12 protein-coding genes are annotated in these 12,690 nt (G+C 57.9%); 11 read left to right on the forward strand and 1 reads right to left on the reverse strand.

What is annotated here, in order from left to right; genetic code table 11:
- Nucleotides 1–117: 117 nt before the first annotated feature.
- Nucleotides 118–1,257, forward strand: a complete 1,140-nt coding sequence (locus HMPREF9452_RS01375) for a hypothetical protein (protein WP_009140297.1) — start codon at nt 118–120, stop codon at nt 1,255–1,257.
- 76 nt (nt 1,258–1,333) lie between these two features.
- Here HMPREF9452_RS01375 and rpsT read toward each other — a convergent pair whose 3' ends face one another.
- Entirely contained in the window at nt 1,334–1,597 is a 264-nt protein-coding gene (gene rpsT / locus HMPREF9452_RS01380) for a 30S ribosomal protein S20 (protein ID WP_009140298.1), read from the reverse strand.
- A 202-nt stretch (nt 1,598–1,799) separates the two neighbouring features.
- On the opposite strand from rpsT, the gene lepA reads away from it, so the two are divergent.
- The 10 genes from lepA (at nt 1,800) to era (ending at nt 12,690) form a co-directional block, all read left to right on the forward strand.
- Nucleotides 1,800–3,608 (forward strand): translation elongation factor 4, encoded by a 1,809-nt coding sequence (gene lepA, locus HMPREF9452_RS01385; RefSeq protein ID WP_009140299.1) that lies wholly within the window; start codon nt 1,800–1,802, stop codon nt 3,606–3,608.
- A 12-nt stretch (nt 3,609–3,620) separates the two neighbouring features.
- Nucleotides 3,621–4,649 carry a tRNA dihydrouridine synthase DusB gene (gene dusB, locus HMPREF9452_RS01390; RefSeq protein ID WP_009140300.1) on the forward strand — a complete coding sequence of 343 codons (1,029 nt, stop codon included), beginning with the start codon at nt 3,621–3,623 and terminating at the stop codon, nt 4,647–4,649.
- 2 nt (nt 4,650–4,651) lie between these two features.
- A complete protein-coding gene (gene hemW, locus HMPREF9452_RS01395; protein WP_009140301.1) occupies nt 4,652–5,890 on the forward strand; it encodes a radical SAM family heme chaperone HemW in 1,239 nt (412 codons plus the stop codon).
- 114 nt (nt 5,891–6,004) lie between these two features.
- A complete protein-coding gene (locus HMPREF9452_RS01400) occupies nt 6,005–7,105 on the forward strand; it encodes a DnaJ domain-containing protein (protein WP_009140302.1) in 1,101 nt (366 codons plus the stop codon).
- A gap of 85 nt (nt 7,106–7,190) precedes the next feature.
- Nucleotides 7,191–8,342: a molecular chaperone DnaJ gene (gene dnaJ, locus HMPREF9452_RS01405; protein WP_009140303.1), complete on the forward strand. Its 1,152-nt coding sequence runs from the start codon at nt 7,191–7,193 to the stop codon at nt 8,340–8,342.
- A gap of 9 nt (nt 8,343–8,351) precedes the next feature.
- Nucleotides 8,352–9,701: a MiaB/RimO family radical SAM methylthiotransferase gene (locus tag HMPREF9452_RS01410; RefSeq protein ID WP_009140304.1), complete on the forward strand. Its 1,350-nt coding sequence runs from the start codon at nt 8,352–8,354 to the stop codon at nt 9,699–9,701.
- A 10-nt stretch (nt 9,702–9,711) separates the two neighbouring features.
- Complete coding sequence (locus HMPREF9452_RS01415; protein ID WP_009140305.1) at nt 9,712–10,713, forward strand: PhoH family protein; 1,002 nt, start codon at nt 9,712–9,714, stop codon at nt 10,711–10,713.
- Entirely contained in the window at nt 10,697–11,206 is a 510-nt protein-coding gene (gene ybeY, locus HMPREF9452_RS01420; RefSeq protein WP_009140306.1) for an rRNA maturation RNase YbeY, read from the forward strand. Before HMPREF9452_RS01415 ends, ybeY begins: the two co-directional genes overlap by 17 nt.
- A gap of 8 nt (nt 11,207–11,214) precedes the next feature.
- Nucleotides 11,215–11,592: a diacylglycerol kinase family protein gene (locus HMPREF9452_RS01425; RefSeq protein WP_009140307.1), complete on the forward strand. Its 378-nt coding sequence runs from the start codon at nt 11,215–11,217 to the stop codon at nt 11,590–11,592.
- Between the two features lie 12 nt (nt 11,593–11,604).
- Nucleotides 11,605–12,690 carry a GTPase Era gene (era, locus tag HMPREF9452_RS01430; protein WP_009140308.1) on the forward strand — a complete coding sequence of 362 codons (1,086 nt, stop codon included), beginning with the start codon at nt 11,605–11,607 and terminating at the stop codon, nt 12,688–12,690.

The raw sequence follows: 12,690 nt of genomic DNA on the forward strand, positions 1-12,690 counted from the left end.
ATAAACCTTGGAAGATTTATTCGATAGCGAGGCGATAGTTTCGCGAGATTAACCGCTGCTTCAACGTTCCTTCTCAGCCATACGATGTGGTTCCCTTTTCGAGGTCTGGAGGAACATATGGACAACGTGTATGCAGGCAGAGATCCACTGTTTTTTGGAGGGGAGACCGCAGTCGAGTACTGGCGGCGAGCCAGTAGGCGGGGAGTGAGGCCCAAGCCCGTTACGGGCGTCACGCTTAAGAGCGCTCCAGACCTGAAGCATCTCGCCGAGTCGTCATATAACGTTCGAGCAATGGCAAACCTTCGAGGGATGCTGCATGTCTACGTGTCAAATACTGGTTGCGTTCCCAATGGCAGGCTTGGGGTGCCATTTAACGTTAAGCTCCCAGACCCCAGATTCGCTCACCATGGTTCGGGTGCCGCGATGTGCGGCGATCTTGATTCGTATCGTTATGAAACCGTTACCGCGAAGATGGTCGCGCATAGGCTGTCGACGGACTCGAGTGTCGGATCGTATTGCTTCGTGGCTCCAGACGTTTACGTCGCATCTCCAACGCTTGCGCTTCTGCAATGCGCTGGGAGCCTGCCGCTGCCTTCGTTGATGCAACTCGCCTACGAGTTTTGCGGCATGTTTTCAGTTGATGTCCTGAACCCAAAAGGCTATATAGAGCGCTTGCCCCTTACCGACAGCTCAAGCGTGTCGGCAGCTATCGACCAATTTGTGAAGACAGGCCCGGTAAGGGGCTCGGGCGCACTCAAAATAGTTTCCGATAGGCTGATTGATGGCATCCGTTGTCCGTCTGCCGCCGCGCTCTGCTCTTTGTTCTGCGCGCCTGCGGGCAGCGGCGGATACGCGCTTCCAACGCCGCGTGCAGGCGTGCTGCATCGGCTTGCTTCCGAGGAAATCGATGATGGGATACCCTGCAGAATACTCATTGACTTGCTGTGGACTAAATGGCCCGATAGGCCGGATATGGATTGGTCCTGTGGTCAGAGCATCGGCGTGATAGTCTGCGACGGGGGAATGAAGTCGAGTAAGCGGATCATAGAGCTTCACGAGTCGGTGCCCAACAGCAGGAACATTGCTCTTGTCTGTCTCAGCGCTTCCGATCTGCAGTCGCGCGCTACCTGCAATTCGGTTGCCAAGATGATAAGGGGGGTCGTTGGCGGTAAAAGGCCAAAGCCGGTGGGCGATTACGACTTGCGCAACGAATCGATGCGCAGCGATCTGTTTGAGTCCGTCTCAATAGCTTCATAGCGAATAGATACAACAAAAGGCCCCGTGAATCACGGGGCCTTAACGCGTAAATATGCTTGGAAGATCCAAGTAATGGTTAAGCGATGGTGTTAACCAGGTTCTGAACGCCGGACTTACGGTTAGAAGCCTGGTTCTTGTGGATAACGCCCTTGGCGGCAGCCTTGTCCAGCGCGCGGTAAACGCGGGTGGCAGCTGCGGAAGCGGCCTCCTTGTCACCAGCCTCGACGGCGGCGTGGACATGCTTGACGAGGGTCTTGAGCTCGGAGCGAATCGCCTTGTTACGAACGCGAGCGATCTCATTGGTGCGGATGCGCTTCTTCTGAGACTTGATGTTTGCCACTTGTAGTTTTCCTTTCGAGTTCTTCTAAAAAAGCCTGACTATCCGGCCTCTGAGACACGGTTGAGGTCATACAGTCAGGTGAGTATAGCACTCGCCCATGCAGAGGTGAAGGGGTAACCCTGTGGAATACACGTGAATCTCCGCTGTTTCTGCACGTTTTGGCTCTCGCGCTAGGGGCGAATCATGCTGTATCATAACTCGCATGAATACTATAGATACCTCACATATCAGGAATTTCTCGATTATCGCTCATATCGACCACGGCAAGTCGACTATCAGCGACCGAATTCTTGAACTCACCCGAACCGTAGACGATCGCGATATGGCATCGCAGCTGCTCGATACCATGGATATCGAACGCGAGCGCGGCATCACCATTAAAAGCAACGCCGTGCGCGTCATGTATGACGCCGATGATGGCGAGACCTACCAGTTTAACCTTATCGACACCCCCGGCCACGTAGACTTCACCTACGAGGTCTCGCGTTCCCTTGCCGCCTGCGAGGGCGCCGTTCTGGTCGTGGACGCGACGCAGGGCGTCGAGGCGCAGACCGTATCGAATGCCAACCTGGCGATGAACGCCGATCTGGATATCGTTCCTGCCATCAACAAGATCGACCTTCCCTCAGCGCACCCGGACGAGGTCAAGACGGAGATCGAAGACGAGCTCGCCATTCCGGCGGATGGCGCGGTATGCGTTTCCGGCAAGACGGGCGAGGGCATCCATGACCTACTCGAGGCAATCGTATTTCTCGTCTCTCCTCCCAAGGGCGATCCGTCGGCTCCCTTGAAGGCGCTCATTCTCGATTCGTATTTCGACGAGTATCGCGGCGTGGTGGCAACGGTTCGCGTGTTCGACGGTTCTATCAAAAAAGGCGATATCTTGCGCATGATGCAGGGCGGCGAGGACTTCCTCGTCGATGGCGTTGGCGTCAAGCATCCTGCTGAGGCCCTTGTTGAATCTATCGGCGTCGGCGAGGTCGGTTTCGTAGTCACCGGCCTGAAAGATCCCGAGGCCGTCCATGTGGGCGATACCCTTACCATGCGCGATGAGCCATGCGATGCGCCCCTACCCGGCTACCGCGAGGCCAAGCCCATGGTCTATACCGGCATATTCCCCATCGATAACAAGGATTACGAGAATCTGCGCGACGCTCTCGAAAAGCTCCACGTCAACGATCCGTCGCTTACGTGGACCCCTGAGACATCCGTAGCGTTGGGCTTCGGTTTCCGCGTGGGATTTTTGGGACTGCTCCATATGGAGGTCGTCAAGGAGCGCCTTGAGCGCGAGTTCGGACTTGCCTTGATAGCCACCAGCCCTTCGGTGGACTACCACGTGTATAAGACCGATGGCACCATGGTCGAGGTTCGCAGTCCGCAGGACCTTCCCGACGCAACGCGCATCGATCGCATCGAGGAGCCCTACCTCAAAGCCAAGATTATCGTTCCTCCGGAGTATACGGGAGCGGTCATGCAGCTCGCTATCGAGCATCGCGGTATCACCACCGACATGATCCATCTCTCTCAGAAATCCGTTGAGATGCGGTTCGACATGCCCTTGGCTGAGCTCATCCTCGATTTCTTCGACCAGCTCAAGAGCCGTACAAAGGGCTATGCGTCGCTTGATTACGAGTTCTCCGACTATCGTGCGAGCGATCTGGTGAAACTCGATATCCTGCTTTCCGGTGACGAGGTGGACGCATTGTCCTTCATCGTCCACAAAGACAAGGCGTATGCGCTGGCGCGTGGCTTGTGCGATAAGCTGAAGGAGATCATCCCCAGGCAGCTCTTCGAAGTTCCCATCCAGGGCGCTATCGGTAACAAGATCATCTCCCGCTCGACGGTGAAGGCGCGCCGTAAAGACGTGCTCGCCAAGTGCTACGGCGGCGATATCTCGCGTAAGCGCAAGCTTTTGGAAAAGCAGAAAGAGGGAAAGAAGCGCATGAAGGCGATTGGTTCCGTCGAGGTTCCGCAAGAGGCCTTCATGGCTATTCTCAAGGTTGACGAGTAGGTTATCTGCCTCATGGACAATGCCGACGTTTTGAAGAAGCGGTTTAGCGCTCATCCATATCTGCTGGCTCCCATGGCTGGCGTGACCGATGCCGCTTATAGAATCATGTGCAGGCGCCGTGGCGCCTCTATGGCATATAGCGAGATGGTGAGCGTCGCGGGGTTGGCATATGCTAGCGAAAAGACATGGGACCTGGTTCTTCCTCAAGACGAGGAGTCCCAGATTTGCGTACAGCTGTTTGGCTCCAAACCGGAGCAGTTCGCTGGCGCCGCTCGTGCGGTGAGCGAGCGCGTGGGGTCTAAGCTCGACGCCATAGACATCAACATGGCGTGCCCCGCGCGAAAGGTGATTACAAAGGGCGAGGGCTCGGCGCTTCTCGAGCAACCTGAGCTCGCCGAGAAAATCGTTGCCGCCTGCGTCTCCAACTGCAGCGTGCCGGTGACGGTGAAGATCCGTAAGGATTTTAAGTCCGGAAAGCTTTTGGCGCCAGATTTTGCTGCCCGTATGGAGCAAGCCGGCGCCTCCGCAGTGGCCGTGCATGGAAGGTCGGCGGGACAGCTTTACTCTGGATCTGCAGACTGGTCGGTAATCGATGCCGTGGCAGACCGCGTCTCCATCCCCGTTATTGGAACGGGGGACGTCTTTTGCGCTCAGGACGCAGCGAACATGCTCGCCCAGACGGCTGCCAGCGCAGTGTTTATCGCCCGCGGCACCTATGGCAACCCGTGGATCTTCCAAGACGCCGCCGCCCTGAGCGCTGGATCGCCGCTGCCAGTCCATGATGCTTACGAGCGCCTTGCCGCTCTTCGTGAGCATGTAGAGCTTCTTGACTCGTTGGGCGGCCACATGGCTAAGGCGCGTACGTTTGCCACGTGGTATCTCAAGGGGATTCCCCATGCGGCGTTCTGGCGCGGAAGGTCGGTTCGCTGTTCCACTACTGAAGAGTTTCTCGACCTTGCGGACGCCATCGAGCGCGACCTCGCATGCTGCGAGGAGCTGGCAGGCAAGGGCCTCCCCATTCCGCACGACCCCTTTATCTAGCCATGTCCGTCGAGTCCCTCTACATCCATATCCCGTTTTGCCATGCCCGCTGCACGTATTGCGACTTCGATACCAAGGCGGCGTGCGGCAGCCAGTTGCTCTCCCAAGGCGACGCATATGTCCAAAAGCTCTTGCGCCGGCTGCGTGATGCGGATCGGGCAGGAGTCCTAGAGCGAGTGGAGACGGTCTATATAGGCGGCGGCACCCCCACCGTTTTGGGCGAGCGTCTGGTGGACATCGTCCGCGAAATCCGCGGCTATTGCAATCCTGTTGAGTTTACCTGTGAGGCTAATCCCGAGTCCTTTACTCCCGAGCTCGCATTCGCTCTGGCTCATGCCGGCGTTACCAGGGTTTCTCTTGGCGTGCAGTCTTTGGACGATGATGAGCTCGCGCTGCTTGGCAGAATTCATTCATCTTCCCAGGCGGAGCGCGCCGTAGGTCTCGCCCGGTCATGCGGGTTCTCCACGTCTGTCGACCTTATCTGCGGTCTTTCGGGACAGGCCATGGCGTCGTGGGAAAAGACGCTTGATCGAGCGTGCGCGCTCGAGACCGACCACGTCTCCGTCTATCCCCTTATGATCGAGGACGGCACGCCGCTGAGCCGGGCGATCGAAGCCGGTAGGGTTGCTGAACCCGATGAGGACCTTCAAGCGGAGATGATGGACGTGGCGAGGTCCGTGTTGACGGGCCGCGGGCTTGAGCGATATGAGGTTGCGAGCTATGCGCGCGCCGGTAAAGAATGCCGCCATAACATCGCCTACTGGACGGGGAAGAGCTATCTGGGATTGGGGAGGTCTGCCGCCTCGATGTTCTCGTCCAAAGATTACGGGGCGTGTGCCAAGCTGTTCGATGCGCTCGACGTTCCCAGCGGCGCTTCGAGGATCCGCATAGTCCAGCTTGATGATGAGGGTACCGCTTTTGACGTCGAGACGCTCTCCTCTCGCGAGGCGCTTGCCGAAGACCTTATGCTGGGCGCTCGGATGAGTCGGGGCATCTCGTATGACTTGCTGCACCGTGCGGCCGCGGTGATCCCCCCTTCGCGCCTCTTGGGAACTTTGAAAGAGGCCGTAGACTTGGGTTTACTGAGCTTGAGCGATTCTTGGGATTCGCTTGAGGCGGCGCTGTCTTGCGATGTTTCGCGGTCGGGGCCATGCGCTATGCCAACCAGGCTGGGCTGGCTTATGGGCAACCAGTTGTACGGCATGCTGTGGGACCTGCACAAGGACGCTCGCTTCTGTTGACGGTGCGTCTTATAGCCCATTGATGGGTTTGCGGTGCATCAAATAATCTTGTCAGCACCATCACATATACTTACAAAAACCTATTCGCTTTCGCACAGGAGGTCGTTGCCCCATATGGCGACAATGAACGAAAAAGATTACTACGCTATTTTGGGCGTCCCCAAGGATGCTTCGGCGAAAGATATCCAAAAGGCTTTCCAGCAAAAGGCCCGCAAGCTTCATCCTGACATTAATAAGGCGCCCGATGCCGAGGAGCGCTTCAAAGAGGTGTCAGAGGCGTATGCCGTGCTATCCGATGACGCCAAGCGCGCACGCTACGATGCCATGCGTTCCGGCTCTCCCTTTGCCGGGGCCCCGTCGCAGCCCGGTTCATCCGCCGGTTCATATGGCGGGGGTTTTGGCGGCTTTCCGTTTGGTGGATTTCCCTTTGACGCCGGCTTTAGCCAGTCTAGACGGGCTGCCTCTGCCTATAACCCCGAGGAAGGCGCTAACGTGGTGGTCGAGGTCGACCTTACTGCGGCTCAGGCTAAAGAGGGGGCTAAAAGGGCCGCTACCTATCGCAGGTACGAGAGCTGCTCGCATTGCCATGGCTCCGGCTCGGTCTCGACCGACCATGCTAAAACGTGCCCCACGTGTGGCGGAACCGGCTCGATCGACGTGGATATGGCATCCCTTTTTGGTATGGGCGTACTCAAGATGGTCTGCCCCGAATGCGCGGGTTCGGGTCGAGTTGTCGCCGATCCCTGTCCGCAGTGCGGGGGTTCGGGCCGCACCGCGGTGACTTCCGAGGCCGTTATCGAGTTTCCGGCGGGAACGCATGACGGCGACGTGGTGCGCATCAAGGGTATGGGCCATGCGGGAACCAACGGTGCCGCGGGCGGCGACTTGGTTGGTAGAGCGCGCGTCTCTTCGGAGCGCCTTGAGGGGCGCGCGGCCAACGGGTTCTACACGGTTGGAGTGATGCTGCCGTTCCTGCTGCTCTCCGCGTTTACGGGCATCTTTTCGTTGTTTGCGCTCATTTGTCTGGTTCCGCTTGTTATGGGCATAGGCATGATCGCGTCGGACGATGCTCTGCATAGGCCCTCCCTGTGGTGGAAGCGCGGTCTTTCCCAGCTTCTTAACGGCGCGGTCAACGGCCTGTTCTTCGCCCTCATCATGGTTTGGTTTACCAGCTGCACCAACGGGTTATTTCTCAGCCCTTATAGAATGATGTGATGGTTAGCCCGCTGATGTACGGGGCATAATGACAAGCGGAAAATGACGGCGGGTCGCACCCGCTTAGATCGGGAGGTTCTTTCTCGTGGCGGAGAAGAGAGATTATTACGAGGTTCTTGGCGTCGATCGCGATGCTGATCAGCGCGCTATTAAGCGGGCATTCCTGAAGAAAGCGCGTGAGGTGCATCCTGATGTTTCAGATGACCCTAATGCCGAGGAGCTTTTTAAAGAGGTAAACGAGGCATATTCCGTTTTGTCCGATGAACAGAAGCGCGCCAACTACGATCGTTTTGGCACGGCTGACGGTCCGGGTATGGGAAGCGGTTACGTCGACTTCTCCGACATCTTTGGCGGTATGGGCGTCGATGACATCTTCTCGTCTTTCTTTGGCGGCGGGCGCTCCGGTGGGTCCGCGCGCAATCGTCAGGCTCGTCGCCAGGGCCGTGACATGGCCATCAACCTCACTATCTCTCTTGAAGAGGCGGCGACTGGTTGCACCAAGACCATCAGCTACGATCGTCTGGCTCCGTGTGAGGACTGCAACGGTTCCGGCCTGTCCGAGGGCGCCCAGGAGAAGCAGTGCGACCATTGTCATGGAACGGGCTATGTAACAACTTACCAACGCTCCATTTTTGGCGATGTTCAGTCTACGGCACCCTGTCCGGATTGCCAGGGAGAGGGCACCGTTATCGATCATCCCTGCGAGATGTGCAACGGCCAAGGTCGTACGCCCACTCATGAGAAGCTTGACGTGCAGATTCCTGCTGGCGTGGCAACGGGCAGGCAGTTGCGCGTCTCCGGGTACGGCGAGGCGGGCTATCGCGGCGCGGAGTCCGGCAATCTCATCGTCACGGTTCAGGTTTCTGACAATGAGCGTTTCCAGCGAGGTGGAGACGACCTCTATACCGATGTGACCGTCTCCATGGTTCAGGCCGCGCTTGGTTGCTCGGTCACCGTAGACGGCATTCTTCCGGACGAGAAGATCGAGGTCAAGGTTCCCGCCGGCACGCAGTATGGCACCGCTATCCCCGTCGAGGGCTACGGCATGCCCCGTATGGGCAGGTCTGGTCGCGGCAGGCTGGTGGTGCGCGTCCTCGTCCATATTCCCGAGCACCTTTCTTCTGAGGCGCGCCAGGCGCTGGAGCGCTACGAGGACGCGGTGGGCGAGGATTACGAGAAGCAGCACAAAACGGTGGGCGATCGAATTCGCGACGCCATCGATGACATCCTTGATTAGGCGGGCAACGTGCGTAAAACCACTGCTTCCGTTATCAATCTTGGATGCCGCGTCAACCGGGTGGAATCCGATAAAATCGCCGTCGGTCTCATCTCGCACGGTTTCGAGCTTGTGGATGAGGAAGAAGCGCAGCTGATCGTGATCAACACCTGCGCCGTCACCGGCGAAGCGGAGGCCAAGACGCGTAAAGCCGTTCGCAAGGCGGCCGGACGTCCTTTGGAGCCCATCGTTATCGTCACCGGATGCGTTGTTAACCTCAACCCCGGGGAGCTCACTTCTATTTCTGATCGCGTGATCGCCGAGCCTTCAAAGGTGGATGTGGTTTCGCGAGCCCTGCATGCTATCGGAGACATGACGGATTCATCAGAGGGCCGGCACCTCGATGACCGCGAGTCTTCGACCATGCTTTCGGTCTCCTCTGGTGAGGCCCATGTGGACGAGGACCCCCATGCCATCTCTGATCTATTGGGACGCTCTCGCTATGGAATCAAGATACAGGACGGATGCAACCACCGTTGCACGTATTGTATTGTGTGGAAAGCGAGAGGGCCCGAGCGTTCCGTTCCCCTAGACAGCGTGATACGCGATGTTCGCTCCGCTGAGCTCGCCGGGGTGCCCGAAGTGGTCCTTACCGGTGTCAACCTTGGCGCCTATCGTTATGAACTGGCTGACGGTACGGTTGTCGGTATCGCGCGCCTGCTCCAAGAGATTCTCGACCAAACCGCAATTCCCCAGGTCCGCCTCTCGTCCATAGAGCCTATGGACGTCGATTTGGACCTAGTGCGCGTTATGTCTTGCAATCAGGACCGTGTGGCGCCCTTTTTACACCTTCCCATTCAGTCTGGCTGCATGCAAACCTTGAGGCGTATGGGACGGCCCTATTCTGCTGAGACGTTGCTTGCGAACGTGAATGCTATTCGCGACATCTTGCCCTCTGTCTCGATTTCCTGCGACCTCATCGTTGGCTTCCCAGGTGAGACGGACGAGGAGTTCGCTCGCACGCTGGAGGCATGTCGCAAGATAGGGTTCTCGAGGATGCATGTCTTTCGATACAGCAAACGGCCCGGTACCCCGGCCGCCGCGGCGCCCAACCAGGTCGACCCCAAGGTTATGGCCGCGCGTTCCGCCCGGGTGAGGCGCCTGGCCGAGCAGATGGCGCGGCAAGATGCCGCGTCGCGCATCGGTTCGGTTGAAAACGCCGTCTTCGAGTACGAGGACAAGGGAACGCTGGGTTCGTTTCACAAGGTTATTATCGAGGACGCTCCGGCGGGTATGCGAGGAGCAATCGCCCCTGTCCGCATCGTGAGCCTCGATGATGACGGATACCTACATGCCCGTCTTGTAGATTATCAGAGCTAGGAGCACCAATATGGATGCCGCAAAGGTTCGCCTTACCATTCCCCAGGGTATCGACCCTGCTTTGGTTACCGGCGCGGGGGATTGCATCCTGCGCGCGGTAGACGCTATGAAGTGCGGCGAGGCGTTGGTGAGGGGTGACTCCATCCAGCTTTCAGGCTCTCCAGATGAGGTCGAAAAGCTTACGCGCCTGTTTACCCAGCTCATCAAGATGGCATCTGCCGGTCAGGTGCCATCTAGCGATGACGCCGATCGCATCATGGAGGCCCCTCGTCATCAAGATCTCGCCGGTGCGGGTTTTGCTGACGATATCATCCTTACGTATCGCGGTCGCGCCATTCGTCCTAAAACCGCCGGCCAGAAAGCGTATATAGACGCCATCCGGTCCAATACGGTCACGTTTTGCCTGGGGCCTGCGGGTACGGGTAAAACCTATCTTGCCATGGCTATGGCGATCGCCGCGCTCAAGCGTCGCGAGGTCAGCCGTATCGTCCTCACCAGGCCGGTCGTCGAGGCTGGAGAGAGCCTTGGCTTTCTTCCCGGTACGCTGCAGGAGAAGATCGACCCCTATATTCGTCCGTTATTCGATGCGTTGTTCGACCTTACTGATATGGAGCGCGCAAATGAATACATCGAGCGCGGAACCATCGAGATTGCGCCGCTTGCGTATATGAGGGGGCGCACCTTGAACGACGCCTTCGTTTTACTTGACGAGGCCCAAAACACCACGCCCGAGCAGATGAAGATGTTCCTGACGCGCCTGGGCTTTAATTCGAAGTTTATTATCACCGGTGATGCCACCCAGCGAGACCTTCCCATCAAGCGTGGCGGGCTCACCGACATCGAGGATATTCTGGCGGACGTCGCAGACGTCAGCTTTATCCATTTGGGAAGGTCCGATGTCGTCCGTCACCAGCTGGTTGGTCGGATCGTCGAGGCGTATGACGCATTCGAGACCGCTCGCGACGCGCGGGCGCGCGCGAAGAAAGGGGAGCGCCATGAGCGTGCTCATTAGTAACGACGGGGGCATCCAGGTTCCTATCGACGCAGATGAAATAGTCCAGGTCATCCAGGCGGTCCTGTCTGCTGAGGCGGTGGAGCGTGAATGCAGCGTTTCCGTCTCCATTGTGGACGAGGATGAGATCCAGTCCCTGAACGCCATGTGGCGCCAGATCGACGCCCCCACCGACGTGCTTTCTTTTGAGTGCGACTCGCCGTTTGGCGACGAGGTTCCCGATGGTGAAGTGGTCGAGCTGGGCGATGTCATTTTATGCCCCGCCGTCATCGCCGCGCAGGCGCCCGACTTCAACACCACGCCTGCCGATGAGTTCCGCCTTATGCTGGTCCATGGCATGCTGCATCTGCTTGGGTACGACCACATCGACCCCGATGATGCGACGCGTATGGAGGATCGAGAGCTTGTGATTCTGCGCAGTCTTGCTCAAGTGCGCGGCATCGACCCCCAATCGATTGTAATCGGTCCAACCACCAGCCATCTGGATGATTAGGAGCCGCCATGATACCCGGTTCGGATAGGGACCATCCCACTTTTGTCCAGTCATTTCGCTATGCCATCGAAGGTCTCTTCACGGCGATCAGAACCGAGAGAAACATCAACGTGATGCTTGTCCTGGGGGTGGTCACCGTTGTTGCCGGCATTGCGGTGGGGCTCGACCCCGTCTCTTGGTGCCTCATCGTTATTTGCTGCGGACTTGTCATCTTTGCTGAGCTTTGCAACACCGCAATGGAAGCGATCGTCGATCTCGCTACGCAAGAACTTCATCCCCTGGCAAAGCGTGCGAAGGATATCGCTGCGGCCAGCGTTTACGTTCTCTCGCTCACGGCTGCGGTTGTGGGCGTCATCGTCTTTTCCCACGCCCTCGGTGTTATTTAAGAAGGAGTTGCCATGAGCGACCAATCTATCAATTCACATAGCGCTCTCAATGACGTCGATGACCGCAGCCTGCTAGAGGACGCGGACGGCGACCTTTTCGATGTCGAGCAGGATTTCGATCCCTTTGCAGAGCTGGACGATGATGAGCTCGATGCGATGCTCGCCAAGGCTGAAGGCGGCTTCGATGCTACTGCTTCCGGCGTACCGGAGGGGTTCCGCAGCGGCTTCGTGGCTCTTGTGGGGCGTCCCAACGCTGGTAAATCCACTTTGCTCAACGCATGCTTCGGCCAGAAGGTCGCCATCACATCACCCGTCGCGCAGACTACGCGTCGCCGCATGAGGGCCGTGATCAATCGCGAGGGCTGCCAGATCGTCATCGTCGATACACCGGGCCTGCACAAGCCTAAGGACTCGCTTGGCTCCGAGCTTAACAAGAGCGCGCTTTCCGAGATTGGCGACGTGGACGTCGTGGCATTTCTAGTCGACGCCACCAAGCCCATCGGCAGGGGAGACGCCTGGGTCGCAGAGCATGTTGCGGCGTCCAGGGCTACAAAGATTCTCGTCCTTACCAAAGCCGATATCGCCAATCCCCAACAGGTGACCTCTCAGCTTGAAGAGGCGAGGAAGCTTGTCGATTTCGACGAGGAGCTCGTTGTCTCGTCCACCGAAGGGTTCAACGTGGAGGCGTTTGTCTCCGTTGTGGCTAGCTATCTTCCCGAGGGACCCAAATGGTTCCCCGACGACATGGGCGTCGATGCTTCCGATGAGACGCTTGTTTCCGAATTTGTGCGCGAAAAGGTCCTCCTTCACACGCGCGAGGAGATTCCCCATGCCGTGGGCGTTCTATGCGACGGCTTTGAGTACAAGCGCGACCTGTTGAAGCTTCATGCCACCATCTACGTTGAGCGCGAGGGCCAGAAGGGCATTCTCATTGGCAAGCGCGGCGAGATGATCAAGAGGATAGGTATCGAGGCGCGACGCGACTTAGAGCGCATTTTCGACACCCGCGTCTACCTTGAGCTTGATGTTAAGGTTAAGCAGGGCTGGCGTGAGGACCAGGGCCAGATTAGGCGATTTGGCTATTCCGCGGACGAGTAG

The organism is Collinsella tanakaei YIT 12063 (assembly GCF_000225705.1).
In the GTDB taxonomy this organism is placed as follows: Bacteria; Actinomycetota; Coriobacteriia; order Coriobacteriales; family Coriobacteriaceae; genus Collinsella; species Collinsella tanakaei.

Bases quoted from the DNA above. Each gene is read 5' to 3' on its own strand.
- HMPREF9452_RS01375 (WP_009140297.1), top strand. From the start codon at position 118: ATGGACAACGTGTATGCAGGCAGAGATCCACTGTTTTTTGGAGGGGAG.
- lepA (WP_009140299.1), top strand. From the start codon at position 1,800: ATGAATACTATAGATACCTCACATATCAGGAATTTCTCGATTATCGCT.
- dusB (WP_009140300.1), top strand. From the start codon at position 3,621: ATGGACAATGCCGACGTTTTGAAGAAGCGGTTTAGCGCTCATCCATAT.
- hemW (WP_009140301.1), top strand. From the start codon at position 4,652: ATGTCCGTCGAGTCCCTCTACATCCATATCCCGTTTTGCCATGCCCGC.
- HMPREF9452_RS01400 (WP_009140302.1), top strand. From the start codon at position 6,005: ATGGCGACAATGAACGAAAAAGATTACTACGCTATTTTGGGCGTCCCC.
- HMPREF9452_RS01415 (WP_009140305.1), top strand. From the start codon at position 9,712: ATGGATGCCGCAAAGGTTCGCCTTACCATTCCCCAGGGTATCGACCCT.
- ybeY (WP_009140306.1), top strand. From the start codon at position 10,697: ATGAGCGTGCTCATTAGTAACGACGGGGGCATCCAGGTTCCTATCGAC.
- HMPREF9452_RS01425 (WP_009140307.1), top strand. From the start codon at position 11,215: ATGATACCCGGTTCGGATAGGGACCATCCCACTTTTGTCCAGTCATTT.
- era (WP_009140308.1), top strand. From the start codon at position 11,605: ATGAGCGACCAATCTATCAATTCACATAGCGCTCTCAATGACGTCGAT.